Consider the following 16,177-nt stretch of genomic DNA (forward strand, 5'->3'; position numbering starts at 1 on the left):
TCATGCGTATTAAAACAGGAGATAAAGTCCTTGTGATTTCTGGTAAAGATAAAGGGAAACAAGGTACGGTTATTAAAAGTATTCCAAGTGAAGATAGAGTTGTTGTAGAAGGAATTAACATTGCGAAGAAACATCGTAAGCCAAGTCAAACACAAACTGGTGGAATTGAAGAATTCCCAGCAGCGATTCATGTATCAAATGTTCAATTAGTGGATCCAGAAACTGGCGAAGCAAGTCGTGTAGGTTACCGCTTTGAAGATGGCAAAAAAGTTCGTTTTGCTAAAAAATCAGATAAAACTATCAATTAATTAGAAGGGAGGAACTTTAAATGACAAATCGTTTAAAAGAAAAATATCTTAATGAAGTTGCCCCAAAATTGGTAGAGCAATTTAATTATTCTTCAATTATGCAAGTCCCAAAAGTTGAGAAAATCGTAGTCAACATGGGTGTGGGTGACGCAACTGGAAATGCTAAAAACTTAGAAAAAGCAGTGGATGAATTAACTTTACTTTCTGGGCAAAAACCAATCATTACTAAAGCTAAGAAATCAATCGCTGGTTTCCGTTTACGTGAAGGCATGCCAATTGGTGCAAAAGTAACTTTACGTGGCGAAAGAATGTATGATTTCTTAGATAAATTAATCTCGGTCGCACTACCACGAGTAAGAGACTTCCAAGGGATTTCAAGCCGTGCATTCGACGGTCGTGGTAACTACACACTAGGTGTTAAAGAACAATTAATCTTCCCGGAAATTAGTTACGATAATGTAGATAAAGTACGTGGAATGGACATTGTTGTTGTAACTACTGCAAACACTGATGAAGAATCACATGCCCTTCTAAAAGAATTAGGCATGCCATTCAAGAAATAAAGGAGGCATTATCTTTGGCTAAAACATCAATGAGAATTAAAAACCAACGCAAACCAAAGTTCAAGGTTCAAGAGTATTCTCGCTGCGAACGTTGTGGTCGTCCGCACTCTGTGTACCGTAAGTTCAAGCTTTGCCGTATTTGCTTCCGCGAACTTGCTTATAAAGGACAAATTCCAGGCGTTAAAAAAGCAAGCTGGTAAGAAATATATAATTAATCAAAGGAGGTAAATCCACATGGCAATGACAGATCCAATTGCAGATTTTCTAACAAGAATTCGTAATGCAAACAGTGTAGGACATAAAATAGTATCTGCACCTTCTTCAAATGCTAAAGTTGCGATTGCTGAAATCTTAAAAAGAGAAGGTTTCATCAAAAACTTTGAAATCACTGAAGATAACAAACAAAATGAAATCACTATCTTCTTGAAGTATGGCCGTAATGATGAAAAGGTTATTACTGGTATCAAGCGTATTTCTAAACCAGGATTACGTATTTATGCTAAGTCAGAAGATATTCCTAAAGTACTAAATGGTTTAGGGATTGCAATTATCTCAACATCAAATGGTGTGATAACAGATAAAGAAGCTCGTCAACAAGGTATTGGTGGCGAAGTGTTAGCTTATATTTGGTAAAACTTATAAAATTAAAGGAGGTGCAGCCCCTGTGAGTCGTATAGGAAATAATCCCGTAACAATTCCAGCTGGCGTAACCGTTTCAATGGATGGTCATACAGTGACTGTCAAAGGACCAAAAGGTGAATTAACTAGAGAAGTTAGTCCAAACATCAAGATTGAAATTAATGAATCAGAGATTACATTTAGCCGTCCAAACGATTCAAAAGTAAATCGCTCATTACATGGAACAACCCGTTCTTTAATTAATAATATGGTTGTTGGTGTTTCTGAAGGCTTTAAAAAAGAACTTCAATTAATTGGTGTTGGATATCGTGCTCAATTACAAGGTACTAAGTTAGTTCTAAACGTAGGTCTTTCACACCCGGTTGAGTTTGAAGCTTCAGAAGGTGTATCATTTGAAGTTCCTTCAAACACACAAATCATTGTTAACGGTTATAATAAAGAAAAAGTTGGCGAATTAGCAGCTAATATTCGTGGCATTCGACCACCTGAACCATATAAAGGCAAAGGAATTCGTTATGTTGATGAATATGTTATTCGCAAAGAAGGTAAAACTGGTAAATAATCGAATTATTTATCAAATTAAATTCAAAATTAAATTAAAGAGGTGACCATTGTGATTACTAAACCAGATAAAAATAAGTCGCGTAAAAAACGCCATAATCGTATTCGTAATAAGATTTCTGGTACTGCTGAGTGCCCACGCTTAAACGTATTTCGTTCAAATACAAACATCTACGCTCAATTAATTGATGACGTAGCGGGTGTGACGCTAGCAAGTGCCTCTAGTAAAGATGAGTCAGTAGCTAAGGCAAGTAAAACAGAACAAGCTTCTGCTGTTGGAAAATTAATTGCTGAACGCGCTGCTGAAAAAGGAATTAAAGTCGTAGTATTTGACCGTGGCGGATATATCTATCACGGACGTGTTAAAGCCTTAGCTGAAGCTGCACGTGAAAATGGACTCGAATTTTAAGAAAAGGAGGAAACCGATCGATGGTTAATATTAAACCAGAAAATTTAGGTGAAATTGAAGAACGTGTAGTAGCGATTAACCGAGTAACTAAAGTTGTAAAAGGTGGACGTCGTTTACGTTTCTCAGCACTTGTAGTTGTTGGAGATAAAGAAGGACACGTTGGTTTTGGAACCGGTAAAGCTCAAGAAGTTCCAGAAGCAATTCGTAAGGCAATCGAAGCGGCTAAGAAAAACCTAGTAACTGTCCCAATGGCAGGAACAACGATTCCTCATGAAGTTATCGGTGAATTCTGTGGTGGACGCGTTCTGCTTAAACCAGCACAAGCCGGTTCTGGAGTTGCTGCAGGAGGGCCTGTTCGTGCCGTTATGGAATTAGCAGGTGTTGCTGATGTAACTTCTAAATCATTAGGTTCTAATACACCTATTAATATGATTCGCGCGACTGTTGAAGCTTTGAAGCAACTAAAAGTGGTTGAAGAAGTGGCTCAATTGCGTGGTAAAACAGTAGAAGAATTATTAAGTTAGGAGGAAAGTCCATGGCAAACTTAGAAATCACTTTAAAACGTAGCCTAATTGGTCGTAAAAAGAATCATGTAGCTACTGCCAAAGCTTTAGGGTTAACAAAAACTTATAAAACCGTTATAAAACCTGATAATGAAGCTATTCGTGGAATGCTCCAAACAATTAGTCACTTAGTAGAAGTAAAAGAAGCTTAAATCTAGTATACTAGTATAAGGAGGTGCCAATATGAAATTACACACATTAAAACCCGCTGAAGGTGCGCGCAAGGAACGTAACCGTGTAGGTCGTGGACAAGGTTCAGGTAACGGTAAATTAGCTGGTCGTGGACAAGGCGGACATAAACAGCGTTCAGGTGGCGGTGTACGGTTAGGATTTGAAGGAGGACAACAACCTCTATTCAGACGTTTACCAAAACGTGGTTTCACTAATGTTAATCGTAAAGACTATGCAATTGTTAATCTTGAGACATTAAATATGTTCGACGAGGGAACCGTTGTATCACCGGCTTTATTGATTGAATCAGGTGTTATTAAAAAAGAATTATCAGGAGTAAAAATCTTAGGTGAGGGTAACTTAGAGAAAAAATTGACTGTTCAAGCTAGCAAGTTCTCTAAAACTGCAGAGGAAGCTATTACTGCAGCTGGCGGTTCAATCGAGGTGATCTAATGTTCACATTTATTAAGAATGCTTTTAGTTCGCGAGATGTTAGAAGAAGAATTCTTTTCACCTTGTTTATTTTAGCAATCTTTAGATTAGGATCGCATATCCCTATGCCAGGAGTAAATGCGAAAGTTTTAGATTCAATAGCAAGTAATGGTCTTTTGGGGCTCTTAAACACATTTGGTGGAGGAGCCTTAGGCCGGTATTCACTGTTTGCTATGGGAGTCTCGCCTTATATTACAGCTTCCATTATTGTTCAACTCTTACAAATGGATATTATTCCAAAGTTTACTGAATGGGCCAAGCAAGGTGAAGTGGGACGACGTAAATTAAACCAGTGGACGATATACTTAGCCATAGTCATAGGCTATATCCAATCAGCTGGTCTTTCATATGGTTTAAACCGTATGTCCGGTTTAGGTTTAATTAAGAATCCACAACCTTCCACCTATTTAACAATTGCTCTTGTCTTAACAGCGGGCAGCATGTTACTCGTTTGGTTAGGTGAACAAATTACACGTAAGGGTGTCGGTAATGGGATTTCTATTTTAATTATGTCAGGTATTCTAGCACAAATTCCACAGGAAGTTGTCGCTTTTGTGAATACGATGATCATTGGAGCTGGCGACAAATTGGGAATCAATATTCTAATTGGTTTAGGAGTTGTTCTAGCTCTTATTGTTATGACAACCATTGTCGTCATAATGGAAAGGGCTCAGCGTCGCATCCCGATCCACCACTCCAAAAAAGTATCTGGCGCTAGACATATGGCGCATTTGCCGCTAAAAATTAACTCTGCTGGAGTTATTCCAGTCATCTTTGCGACATCATTTTTAACTACGCCTCAAACGATTATCGGTTTAATTAATCCAAATCCTGAGGGTGGCGTGATGGAATTACTTAGCAAGGTATTAAACATTCAGCATCCGTATGGTGCGGTATTCTATACAATTCTTTTAATCGCATTCACCTTCTTCTATTCATTAATTCAAGTGAATCCAGAAAAGGTAGCTGAAAACTTACAGAAACAAGCTGCATATATTCCGAGTGTACGGCCAGGAAAAGATACTGAAGATTACATTACTCGTTTAATTAATCGCTTGAGTGGTGTAGGTTCAATTTACTTAACAGTGATTGCACTATTACCAATTGTCGTGAGCTTCATTTGGAAAGTTCCCGCTAATATTGCTTTGTCAGGTACAAGTTTGCTAATTGTAGTTGGAGTAGCGATTGAAACAGCTAAGCAAATTGAAGGTCGTATGATTAAACGTCGGTATCAAGGTTTCTTGAATTTATAATTGCGTAATAGACAAATATAAAGGATGATTAATTAATGAATATATTATTAATGGGTTTACCTGGTGCTGGTAAAGGAACTCAGAGTGAACAAATTACTCGAGACTATCCGGTTGTCCATATTGCTACTGGCGATATATTCAGGCAAGCGATTAAAGATGAGACGCCACTAGGACTAGAGGCGAAATCATATACCGACAATGGTAATCTCGTTCCAGATGAAATTACTAACGGACTTGTTAAAGAACGTTTAAATCAAAGCGACGTAAAAGAAAATGGCTTTATGTTGGATGGCTATCCAAGAACTTTACAACAAGCCCGCGCTTTAAGTGACAACCTTGAAAGCCTCGATTCTAAAATCGATGCCGTTATTTACATTGATGTGGCTCCTGAAGTTCTAAAAGAACGCTTAAGTGGAAGAATTATCTGTGGATCTTGTGGAGCAAGTTACCATAAGATTTATAATCCACCAAAAGTAGAGAACACATGTGATTCATGTGGCGCTCATGACTTCTATCAACGTGAAGATGATAAACCTGAAAAAGTTGCTCATCGTATTAATCTCCAAATGGAATCGATTCAACCAATTCTAGCTTATTACGAAGAACTTGGATTGTTGCACCGAGTGAGTGGAGAAAATTCTATCGATCAAGTTTATAGCAAGATTCAAGAAGTGTTAAGTAAATTATATAACTTCGTCCATAGGAGGTAAGTGAATGGCAAAAGATGATGTAATTGAAGTAGAAGGTATTATTATGGAAACTCTACCGAACGCTATGTTCAAGGTAGAACTTGAGAATGGTCATGAAATATTAGCACACGTCTCTGGTAAAATCCGTATGAATTATATCCGTATTCTACCTGGAGATAAAGTCACTGTTGAATTATCCCCTTATGACCTTTCTCGTGGCCGCATTACCTATCGCTTTAAGTAGTCTACGAAATAAGGAGGAGTATAATGAAAGTTAGAGCATCAGTAAAACCAATTTGTGAAAAATGCAAAGTTATTCGCCGTAAAGGAAAAGTTATGGTGATTTGTCAAAATCCAAAACACAAACAACGTCAAGGATAATAATTAAGAAGGAGGAAATTGCATGGCTCGTATTGCAGGAGTAGATATTCCCCGCGAAAAACGTGTGGTTATTTCTTTAACGTATATCTTCGGTATCGGCAACTCAACTGCTAAGAAAATCTTAGAAGAGGCAAATGTTTCTGAAGATACACGTGTAAAAGATTTAACGAACGACGAATTGGATCGTATCCGTGAAATCATTGATAAGATTCGTGTTGAAGGAGACTTACGTCGTGAGGTCAGCATGAACATCAAACGTCTTCAAGATATTGGTTCATTAAGAGGTATCCGTCATCGTCGTAACTTACCTGTACGTGGACAAAACACTAAAAATAATGCACGTACTCGTAAAGGTCCTAAGAAACCAATTAGATAGAACTTAACAAAGGAGGTTAAAATTCATGGCAAAACAACAAGCACGTAGAGGTCGTCGTCGTGTTAAAAAGAATATTGAAAAAGGAATTGCTCATATTCGTTCAACCTTTAACAATACGATTGTTATGATCACTGATGTGAATGGAAATGCTGTTTCATGGTCATCAGCTGGATCACTTGGATTCCGTGGTTCGAAGAAAGCAACTCCATTTGCAGCGCAAATGGCATCTGAGGTTGCAGCTAAAGGAGCAATGGATCATGGCATGAAGACAGTCGAAGTAACTGTTAAAGGTCCAGGTTCAGGTCGTGAGTCTGCAATCCGTTCATTACAAGCAACTGGATTAGATGTTACAGCTATTCGTGATGTTACACCAATTCCACACAACGGATGCCGTCCACCAAAACGTCGCCGTGTATAATGATAATTGTGTAGAATCCGTTTAGAAACGAAATTATCATCGCGACAAACGTTTTGAAAGGGGCAAATAATCGATGATCGAAATTGAAAAACCAGATATTAGAACGATTGAAATCAGTGACGATGCTAAGTATGGTAAAATTGTCGTTGAGCCACTTGAACGTGGTTATGGAACAACCCTTGGAAATTCATTACGTAGAATTTTGTTATCTTCATTACCAGGATCAGCGATTACAAGTGTTCAAATTGAAGGCGTAGTTCATGAATTTGCTACAATAAAAGGTGTGGTTGAAGACGTTCCAACCATCATTTTGCATTTAAAAGAAGTAGCTTTCAATACACATACAGAAGAAGATAAGGTGATCGAATTAAATGTTGCAGGTCCTAAAACAGTAACAGCAGCAGATATTATTCATGATAATGAAATCGAAATCCTAAACCCTGACTTGTATATTTGTACCTTAGCAGAAGGTGCTCAATTGAATATGCAAATGAATGTGTCAAATGGTCGTGGATTTGTTCGAAGTGAACATAATAAGCGAGAAGATACACCAATTGGTGTATTGCCGATTGATTCGATCTACACTCCAATCAAAAAAGTAAACTATCAAGTTGAAAACACTCGGATTGGACAGCGAAATATTTATGATAAGCTTACATTGGATATATGGACCGATGGGTCAATAAGTCCAGAAAAAGCTCTAAGTTTAGCTGCAAAAATTTTAACTGAACATTTAAATATCTTTGTAGATTTGAATGATGAAGCACGTAATACTGAAATTATGGTAGAAAAAGAAGAAGCAGAAAAAGAAAAAGTTCTTGTCATGACGATAGAAGAACTTGATCTGTCTGTTCGATCTTATAATTGTCTAAAGCGTGCCGGAATAAATACAATTCAAGAGCTAACTAATAAATCCGAAGCTGAAATGATGAAGGTTCGTAACCTCGGCCGTAAGTCATTAGATGAAGTGAAAAATAAATTAGCTGGTTTAGAATTAAGCTTACGTGAAGAAGACTAGTAGAGAGTAAAGGAGGAAACTGAATGTCATATCGTAAATTAGGTCGTACGAGTTCACAACGTAAGGCTTTACTACGTGATTTAACGACAGATGTGATTATCAACGAGCGTATCGAAACAACTGAAGCCCGCGCTAAAGAAGTTCGTAAGACAGTTGATAAAATGATCACTCTGGGTAAAAAAGGTGATTTAGCTTCTCGTCGTCGTGCAGCAGCATTCTTACGCAATGAAATTGCAGATGCTCGTATCGAAGGTGATGAGGTAGTGGTTGAGACTGTATTAAATCGTGTGTTTGATACTTATGCTGAGCGTTACGCTGAACGTAATGGTGGATACACACGTATCCTTAAGAAAGGTCCTCGTCGTGGCGACGGTGCACCGATGGTTATCTTAGAGCTAGTTTAAGATAACGCTATTTCTTAAGTTGACTAATTCACTTTGATGATGGAGAGTGTTATGATTTCAAGAGATAATCGAGGAGTCTAGCTCTATAGCAACCAATATAATTGGTGGATTGGGATTAGCCGAATTTCTAATCTCAATCCTGCTATCATCTTGAAGTGTTTTTTTTATACATAAAACTTGTATTAATAGTTAAGGAAAGCAAACGACTTTAACTATTAATATAAGAATATCTTTTAAGGAGACAATAATGAAAGAAGAAATTATCCGAATCGATTCAGTTTCTTTTCAGTATCCTGGCGCCGAGAAAGACGCTATTAAGGATATCTCTTTAAGTATCAATAAAGGGGAATGGGTAGCGCTCATTGGTCCGAATGGATCGGGCAAGTCTACTCTTTCAAAGACGATTAATGGTCTTCTAGTGCCTTACGAAGGAGAAATATACGTTAAAGGCATGAAGTTACAAGAAGAGACTGTTTGGGATATTCGTCGATCAGTTGGTATGGTCTTTCAAAACCCTGATAACCAATTCGTCGGTGCGACTGTCGAAGATGACGTGGCCTTCGGTCTTGAAAATAACGGGGTCAATCGTGAAGAAATGAAAGTTCGCGTAAAAGAAGCTGTTCAACAAGTCCGAATGCTTGATTTCTTAAAAAAAGAGCCAGCAAGACTTTCAGGTGGGCAAAAACAAAGAATTGCTATTGCTGGAGTTGTTGCTTTACGTCCAGACATTATCATCATGGATGAATCAACGGCTATGTTGGATCCTTTAGGACGTAAAGAAGTGGTCGAAGTCGTTCGAGAAATCAAAGAAAAGTATGGATTGACGGTCATTTCCATTACTCATGATATTGATGAAGCCAGTCTAGCTGATCAAATCATCGTTTTAAAAGAAGGAAAAGTAATTTATAAAGATATTCCTGCTAACATTTTTTCTATGGGTACATCCCTAATTGAAATGGGTTTAGATCTTCCTTTTGCTGAGAAATTACGTTTGCAACTAAAAGAAAAGGGAATGGATGTCCCAGACTACTACTTAACAGAGGAGGAAATGGCAGAATGGCTATCTCAATCGTATTTGAACAAGTAGATTTCACTTATTCGCCAGGAACCCCCTTTGAAGTTCCTGTACTTAAAGGGATTGATTTAGAAATCCCACAAGGAAAAGTCACAGCTATTATAGGTCATACAGGATCAGGTAAATCTACCCTTATCCAACACCTAAACGTCTTATTAAAACCAACTAGGGGCAAATTGATTATTGACGGTCGGGTGATCACATCCGAATCAAAAGATAAAAACCTTAAAGCACTAAGAAAAAAAATCGGTGTAGTTTTTCAATTTCCCGAAAGTCAACTCTTTGAAGAAACAGTGTTAAAAGATGTTATGTTCGGTCCACAAAATTTTGGTGTTTCTAAAGAAGAAGCCGAGCGAATTGCCCGTGATATGCTAAGTTTAGTGGGAATCGATGAAGAACTTTTTGAGCGGTCACCATTTGATTTAAGTGGAGGTCAAATGCGGAGAGTTGCTATCGCCGGTGTACTGGCATTGCAACCAGAAGGTTTAATTTTAGATGAGCCAACGGCTGGTCTGGATCCACTGGGACAAATCACCATGCTGGAAATGTTTATGCAATTGCAAAAGGACTATCATCTTTCTCTCGTATTAGTTACTCATCAGATGGATGATGTGGCCAAGTATGCCGATAATGTGGTGGTTTTGGAAAATGGCCAGATTGTTAAGCAAGGAACTCCTTCAGAAGTATTCTCTGATCCCGAATGGTTGAGAGAAAAGCAATTAGGTTTACCACAGACTTTAGCGTTTATTGATTTATTAGATGATAAAATTCCTGAAGATCTCATGAAAAAAATTAAGCAATCTCCTCTAACAGTAGAACAACTAGCAGAGATTCTAATTGACATTAATCATCAACAAAATGATTGGGAGGCTAGCGCTAATGAATGATAAGATATTAATCGGTCGCTATATTCAAATTGATTCATGGATTCATGCGCTCGATCCTCGCACTAAATTGATTGCTACTTTCTATTTTATTTTACTTGTTTTTTTTGCAAATAATGTAGTAGGATATGGAACTTTATTTCTAGTATTGTTAATAGGCATCAAATTGAGTCGGTTGAAGCTTAGTTTTTTCTTTAAGGGATTAAAGCCTATGCTATGGATTATTCTTTTTACGGTCATTTTTCAGATATTGTTTACAACAGGAGGACAGGTTTATTTTAATTGGGGACCCATTTCGATTACATCGCTAGGATTATTAGGCGGCTTTTATATCTTTATGCGTTTGTTCTTAATTATTATGATGTCAACCATTTTAACTTTAACAACTGCTCCGCTTGAGTTAACTGATGGTATTGAACATCTGTTGCGTCCTTTAACACATTTTGGATTTCCATCGCATGAAGTAGCCTTAATGTTGTCAATTGCCTTACGTTATGTACCGACACTTTTAGATGAGGCTCAAACTATAATGAATGCTCAACGTTCAAGAGGAGTGGATTTTGATGAAGGGTCTATGATGGAACGGATGAAAGCAATTGTTCCTATACTTGTTCCACTATTTGTTTCCGCTTTTAATCGAGCAGAGGAACTAGCTACGGCCATGGAATCACGTGGGTATCATGGTGCTGAGGGGCGAACAAAGTACCGTTACTTAGATTATGATCGCAACGACGTGATTGTTTTAATTGTCATGATTTTAATCACCGTAATCATTCTAACTATTCGGTTTTATATTTAATTTAAAACTACAATCTTATTGCACCCTAAACCTAGTGTTTAGGGATTTTTAATAGTTTAACAATATTAAAATCAAGCCCTTACAATTTAATAAAACACTCATTTATTTCTTATATTCACTATCAAATTTTAAAAAAATCTGTTAAAATGTATCCATATGAAAACGTTTGAGGAGGAATTTTATGAATAATCGATTGAAGGTGCTTAGTTCTTGTGGGCTTGCGTTAATGATGATGGCACAGGCTAATCAAGTTAATGCTGAAGAACAAGAAGTAAAAGTGGATCAAGTTCAGCTTCAAGAAAACAGTCATCAACAGACTACTAGGGAGTCGGATCAAAAAGTTACCACGAATTCAGTGGAGGAAAAACAGCAAGCGAAAGAATTTTCAAATGAAAAATTGAAAGCGATTCCTAAAAAAGAGATCATAGAGACAAGTGAAATAGTGGAGACATCAACTTCAATTGAAAAAACTGAGACTATTGAAAACACTGAGATAGTTGAAACAAGTGAAACGGTTGAAACAAGTGAAGCTGTTGAAACAACAGTCTTAGAAGAAACAGCAGAGCCAACTAAAACAACAGAAGCTAAAGATGATGAAGCAGTAGCCGAAGATAAAGTTAAGATAATTGTGCGCACCAATAACCTAGCAGCTATTGATCGAGCAGACTATCGTGACGAGACACTCTATCAGTTAGCTATTAAAGAAAGTGAAGAAGAAGTAAAGAAAACCATCAAAGAAATTACTGATCTTCTCGCTGGTCAAGGGCTTACTTTAGAAGGTGAACAAGAATATTCAGCTTCATTTACAGGTTTCTCAGCTGTAGCTAACCAAGCTACAATTGATCAACTTAAGTCGATGACTCAAGTCTTGTCTGTAAATGTATCGCAAAGTTACACACGCCCAGTAGCCGAAGCTAATATGATTAATTCTGGTCCTTTAATTGGAATGGATTTATTAGCTGATTACCAAACAGAATATAAGGGTGAAAACATTGTTGTGTCAGTTATTGATACAGGCTTTGATCCTTATCATCGTGATTTCATTTTAGCTGATGATATCGAAAAACGTTATGATGAAGCAGAAATGAATGAAATGATTCAAAAATTAGGATTACCAGGTAAATGGTACTCTAATAAAATTGCATATGGTTATAATTATGCTGACAATGTAGACACTTTACAGTCTAAAGATGAGCATGGAAACCACGTAGCTGGTACGATTGGAGCAAATGGTGACCCAGAAGAGGGTGGTATTCGTGGAATCGCGCCACATGTACAATTACTATTAATGAAAGCCTTCTCAGAAGATCAAGTAAACGCAACAGTTTATGAAGACATTTGGATGAAAGCGTTTGATGATTCGGTTAAATTAGGTGCTGATATCATTAATATGTCTCTAGGTATGTCAAGTGGCTTTAACATTATGGGTGATACTCCAATGGCAAAAGCCGTTCAAAACGCTCGCGATAAAGGAATTCTTCCAATGATTGCAGCAGGTAATGACCGTAACGCTACTTGGGGGACAGATTATACTCAACTAGGTAAAAATCCAGATAATAGCACGATGGGCTATCCGGCCAGTGTGGATCCTTCCATGTCGATTGCTTCATTCGATAACTTAAAAGAAATGAAACGCTATGTTCAAGTAAAAGCAGGAGAAGAAGTTAAATACTTCCCAGGCTCCTTTACCTATCCTGAAGGATTCAGTGAAGAATTACCACTTGTAGAATTTGGCAAAGGTAATGTAGAAGATTACGAACTGTATAAAGATACCAACAATGCAGAGGTCGATTTTACTGGGAAAATTGTTCTGGTCCAACGTGGGGATGCTTCATTTAATGAGAAATATCAGTTAGCTAGAGAACGCAATGCGGCAGGACTAATTATTTATGATAATTTAGAAAGCCCTTATACTATGGAAATGACAGGTTTAGAGAATTTAGATATTCCAATTATGTTTGTGACTAAGGAGTCTGGACAGAAGCTTAAGGAAATTGCTAGTTCTAATCAAGATGCCCTTTTCAAAATTTCTAAAGAACTACAAGCATTTGATGCTTTCACGGCAGGTAATCTCAGCGAATTTTCTTCTTGGGGGCCTTCTACAGACTTGCTATTAAAACCGGACATCGCCGGACCAGGTGGTTTCATTTATAGTTTAATGAGTGATGATCGTTATCAGAATATGTCGGGAACATCGATGGCAACACCTCACTTATCGGGCATGGCTGCTCTTGTAATGCAAAGACTTTATGATGAAGGTATTTTAGTCCGTAATGGGAAAGAAAAAGATCCATTACAGGATGACTTAGCAATGCTGATTTTAATGAATACAGCCGTTCCAAAGTTAAATACACTTGAAGAGGGTGCTTCTTATTACACTCCTATTCAACAAGGTGCAGGTCTTGCGAATATCAAAAAAGCCTTAGATAATCTTGTGACTGTTGTGGCAACTAATGAGACAGATACAAAAGAAGACGGAAAGCTTGAAATAAAAGAAGTTCAAGATCAATTTGTAGCTAATCTAAAACTGAAAAACTATGGTAAAGACGATCAGACCTATACTGTTTCTTATGTTTTATTAAAAGATAAGATTAATGAAGAAGGTCGCTATACAGAAACAACCGAAACGATTAAGGAAGAGAGTTTAGGTGAAATTACTGTTAAAGCTGGTCAAACAGCAACAATGGAACAAATCATTTCAACTATGGGTATCGATCAAAATCAATACGTCCAAGGATACTTCTTCTTCAAGCCAGTTGATTCTAAAGCCACTGAATTGTCATTGCCTTTCTTTGGTTTCAAGGGGGAATGGGATAAATTACCGATTATTGATGAAATGATTGATTTTGCCGACGCTAAAGATGTCAACTTCTTACCGATTGAATACGAGGATGGTGGTGTCGACAAAACAGCCTTTGTTCGTAAGCGTTTAGAACAGGGTTGGGATTACTTTAATGCATGGCGAGTTGAAGATGATAAGGTGATTTTTGTTAATAGTAATGAGAAAGATGGCTTTGAAAACAAAGTAACGCCGAAATTAGCTTTCTTACGTGACGCAGTCGATGTAACTTTCCACGTGGAAAATGCTGCTGGAGAAAAAATACGTGATCTTTCCATCATCAATCGTATGTTTAAAGTTGCTCGTTTATACCAAGATCAATATCGATTCTTACAAGATCCTTGGGGAACTGGCTGGGATTTCACCGATACATTTGGTGAGAAAGTAGATGAAGGTGAATATTATTATGTAATCGAAGCACAAATTGATGCGCCAGATGCTGAAAGACAGCGTTATGAGTATAAGTTTGTACTAGATAATAGTGATGCTATGTTAGAAGCCAAACGTGAACAAAACAAAGTAACTTTATCAGTAGAAGATAACTTATCTGGCATTTTTGCAGTAGAGGTTTATAGTGGCGATCAATTTGTATCTTGGCAAGAAGTTAATAAGAATGATAATCCACAATTACTAAAAGAAACATTTACAATTAATCTAGAAGAAGGTTTTGAAGATAAAGACTTAGATATTTGGGTATATGACAACGCTCGAAATATTAAACAATATCGCTTATTAGCTGATGGTACTTTAGAAGAAGTCGAAAGAGGATCTGATATTAAACCAGGAGAAGAACCAGAAGCAGAGGTAACTGAAGAGAACAAAGCTTATGGTGAGGCTCCGAGCAATCCAGAAGAATATATTGCAGAAAAAGGCTTAGATACAACCGACTTACCATCAATTGTTACTAATAGCCCTTGGTACTTCCAGCCATATGGTGAGTATCAAGAATTCATTGACCTTTCAGGTGAAATCTCAAATTATAATGAGCTTCATTATTTAGAGTATCGAGTGAGTGACGAAGACGGAAATATCATTATAGAAAATCACCCAGTCGCTTTTGAAGAAATAGAGGGTATGATCTACTTTAAGGAAGATATATCTACTGAGAAGTTAACCGAAAATAAAGTTTACAGTATTGAAATGATTGCTTATGTTAAGAGTCCTAACGATAAATTAGTTAAGCAGCAAGTGGCTCAAAGAATAAGACGAGATATTGAAGCGCCAAAACTTGAAGTTAACCAAGTCTTTGGTCCAGATAAGGATTTATTATACTTCGAGATCGACTTCAGTGATAACATGAACTATGTTGAATTATGGGCGGATAATGACATGATCGGTCGCGTAGATAAGACATTCGATTCACTATTAAATCCTATCCCAGTCGAAGGAAAAGTTTTATATACTATTCCTAAATCTAAGTTAGGAAAAGAGCTAACCTTTACTGTTTATGATGACTTTGGTAATGAAAGTGAAGCAACATCTATCCCAGTTCAATTAAGAGATTTAAAAGCTATTCCATTTAAAGTTGTGAAACGTTTTAATGCAGATTTAGCTGTGGGTGAAATGAACGTTGTCCAAGAAGGTCAAGAAGGAAAAGCTAATATCGATGAAGATGGTGAATTAGTTATTCTTATAGACGCGACTGATAAAGTTGTGGAATATGGTCCAGTAGAAATTGATTTTGAAACGGATAAAAAATCAGACTCTTATTTATTAGAAGGAATCGAATTAACTATTCAAGAAGGAGTTAAAGGGTTGTTGAATCCGTTAACCGGAGAAGTTATTCGTCCGGCTCAAACAGAGATCATTCTAATGGGTACTAAGGTAAATGATGAGCATTTAAGTCCGGAAGAACCATCCAGTCCAACTGATCCAACAAAACCAGAACAAGCAAAAGAAGACGAATTATCAGAAGAAATTAAAAACTTCAATGCTTACTTTGAAATGTTTAAATATAAACTAAAGAATATCGAAGATTATCGTAAGCCTAAAGATTTTGATCTTAAGAAAGCTCAAGCTTTAGTGAATGAAATTGAGGCAAGTAACTTAAACGATTTAACAAAAGCTCAATTATTAGAATTGCAAAATCTTGTAATGGGATATTCTAAAGACTTGAAGCCTAAGGCTGGTTCAAGACCACAGCAAGGTGAAAGTTTTGATAAGAATCAAGGTGTAGGATCTGATGCTGAAGGCGCTAGCGTCTTACCAGCTACTGGAGAAACGAGTCAGCATGCTTATCCTATCGTAGCAACAATACTTTCCTTCTTAGGTTTAGGCAGCCTTGCGTATTCAAAGAAAAAATTAAAAGATTAATAACACATTACTTTTTTCTCTC

Annotated in this window: 21 protein-coding genes; all 21 read left to right on the forward strand. The window is 37.1% G+C overall.

The genetic code is table 11. From position 1 onward, the window contains the following. The first annotated feature begins 2 nt into the window (after positions 1-2). Positions 3-308 carry a 50S ribosomal protein L24 gene (gene rplX / locus ACQV2S_RS02540; RefSeq protein ID WP_428873248.1) on the forward strand — a complete coding sequence of 102 codons (306 nt, stop codon included), beginning with the start codon at positions 3-5 and terminating at the stop codon, positions 306-308. Positions 309-328: 20 nt separating this feature from the next. Beyond that, a complete protein-coding gene (gene rplE, locus ACQV2S_RS02545) occupies positions 329-871 on the forward strand; it encodes a 50S ribosomal protein L5 (protein ID WP_428873250.1) in 543 nt (180 codons plus the stop codon). A 14-nt stretch (positions 872-885) separates the two neighbouring features. Next, positions 886-1,071 carry a type Z 30S ribosomal protein S14 gene (locus ACQV2S_RS02550; RefSeq protein ID WP_428873252.1) on the forward strand — a complete coding sequence of 62 codons (186 nt, stop codon included), beginning with the start codon at positions 886-888 and terminating at the stop codon, positions 1,069-1,071. Positions 1,072-1,105: 34 nt separating this feature from the next. Next, the gene (rpsH, locus tag ACQV2S_RS02555; RefSeq protein ID WP_428873254.1) at positions 1,106-1,504 is read left to right on the forward strand and encodes a 30S ribosomal protein S8; all 399 of its coding nucleotides are present in this window, start codon (positions 1,106-1,108) and stop codon (positions 1,502-1,504) included. Between the two features lie 31 nt (positions 1,505-1,535). Further along, positions 1,536-2,072 (forward strand): 50S ribosomal protein L6, encoded by a 537-nt coding sequence (rplF, locus tag ACQV2S_RS02560; protein ID WP_428875090.1) that lies wholly within the window; start codon positions 1,536-1,538, stop codon positions 2,070-2,072. Between the two features lie 51 nt (positions 2,073-2,123). Next, positions 2,124-2,480, forward strand: coding sequence for a 50S ribosomal protein L18 (gene rplR, locus ACQV2S_RS02565; RefSeq protein ID WP_428873258.1), 357 nt, complete (start codon positions 2,124-2,126; stop codon positions 2,478-2,480). 20 nt (positions 2,481-2,500) lie between these two features. Next, positions 2,501-3,004, forward strand: coding sequence for a 30S ribosomal protein S5 (gene rpsE / locus ACQV2S_RS02570; RefSeq protein ID WP_428873259.1), 504 nt, complete (start codon positions 2,501-2,503; stop codon positions 3,002-3,004). A gap of 11 nt (positions 3,005-3,015) precedes the next feature. After that, a complete protein-coding gene (gene rpmD, locus ACQV2S_RS02575; protein WP_428873260.1) occupies positions 3,016-3,195 on the forward strand; it encodes a 50S ribosomal protein L30 in 180 nt (59 codons plus the stop codon). 31 nt (positions 3,196-3,226) lie between these two features. After that, entirely contained in the window at positions 3,227-3,667 is a 441-nt protein-coding gene (gene rplO, locus ACQV2S_RS02580) for a 50S ribosomal protein L15 (protein ID WP_428873262.1), read from the forward strand. Beyond that, a complete protein-coding gene (gene secY / locus ACQV2S_RS02585) occupies positions 3,667-4,959 on the forward strand; it encodes a preprotein translocase subunit SecY (protein WP_428873264.1) in 1,293 nt (430 codons plus the stop codon). Before rplO ends, secY begins: the two co-directional genes overlap by 1 nt. Before the next feature lie 35 nt (positions 4,960-4,994). Next, complete coding sequence (locus ACQV2S_RS02590; RefSeq protein WP_428884968.1) at positions 4,995-5,669, forward strand: adenylate kinase; 675 nt, start codon at positions 4,995-4,997, stop codon at positions 5,667-5,669. 4 nt (positions 5,670-5,673) lie between these two features. Continuing rightward, positions 5,674-5,892 (forward strand): translation initiation factor IF-1, encoded by a 219-nt coding sequence (gene infA, locus ACQV2S_RS02595; protein ID WP_090289497.1) that lies wholly within the window; start codon positions 5,674-5,676, stop codon positions 5,890-5,892. A gap of 23 nt (positions 5,893-5,915) precedes the next feature. Then, positions 5,916-6,029: a 50S ribosomal protein L36 gene (rpmJ, locus tag ACQV2S_RS02600; protein ID WP_006908512.1), complete on the forward strand. Its 114-nt coding sequence runs from the start codon at positions 5,916-5,918 to the stop codon at positions 6,027-6,029. 22 nt (positions 6,030-6,051) lie between these two features. After that, positions 6,052-6,405, forward strand: coding sequence for a 30S ribosomal protein S13 (rpsM, locus tag ACQV2S_RS02605; protein ID WP_428873267.1), 354 nt, complete (start codon positions 6,052-6,054; stop codon positions 6,403-6,405). A gap of 25 nt (positions 6,406-6,430) precedes the next feature. Continuing rightward, positions 6,431-6,823 carry a 30S ribosomal protein S11 gene (gene rpsK, locus ACQV2S_RS02610; RefSeq protein WP_090289495.1) on the forward strand — a complete coding sequence of 131 codons (393 nt, stop codon included), beginning with the start codon at positions 6,431-6,433 and terminating at the stop codon, positions 6,821-6,823. A 73-nt stretch (positions 6,824-6,896) separates the two neighbouring features. Continuing rightward, positions 6,897-7,841 (forward strand): DNA-directed RNA polymerase subunit alpha, encoded by a 945-nt coding sequence (locus ACQV2S_RS02615; protein ID WP_428873268.1) that lies wholly within the window; start codon positions 6,897-6,899, stop codon positions 7,839-7,841. A 23-nt stretch (positions 7,842-7,864) separates the two neighbouring features. Continuing rightward, complete coding sequence (gene rplQ / locus ACQV2S_RS02620) at positions 7,865-8,245, forward strand: 50S ribosomal protein L17 (RefSeq protein WP_258436808.1); 381 nt, start codon at positions 7,865-7,867, stop codon at positions 8,243-8,245. Positions 8,246-8,492: 247 nt separating this feature from the next. Beyond that, positions 8,493-9,332: an energy-coupling factor ABC transporter ATP-binding protein gene (locus ACQV2S_RS02625; protein WP_428873269.1), complete on the forward strand. Its 840-nt coding sequence runs from the start codon at positions 8,493-8,495 to the stop codon at positions 9,330-9,332. Then, on the forward strand, positions 9,302-10,207 hold the full coding sequence (locus ACQV2S_RS02630) for an energy-coupling factor ABC transporter ATP-binding protein (protein WP_428884969.1): 906 nt from the start codon (positions 9,302-9,304) through the stop codon (positions 10,205-10,207). Before ACQV2S_RS02625 ends, ACQV2S_RS02630 begins: the two co-directional genes overlap by 31 nt. Further along, a complete protein-coding gene (locus tag ACQV2S_RS02635) occupies positions 10,200-11,003 on the forward strand; it encodes an energy-coupling factor transporter transmembrane component T family protein (RefSeq protein WP_428873272.1) in 804 nt (267 codons plus the stop codon). The genes ACQV2S_RS02630 and ACQV2S_RS02635 overlap by 8 nt, the downstream gene beginning before the upstream one ends. Positions 11,004-11,184: 181 nt before the next feature. Next, entirely contained in the window at positions 11,185-16,155 is a 4,971-nt protein-coding gene (locus ACQV2S_RS02640) for a S8 family serine peptidase (protein ID WP_428884970.1), read from the forward strand. Positions 16,156-16,177 lie beyond the last annotated feature (22 nt).

The organism is Facklamia sp. P13064, from assembly GCF_050409425.1.
GTDB lineage: Bacteria > Bacillota > Bacilli > Lactobacillales > Aerococcaceae > Facklamia.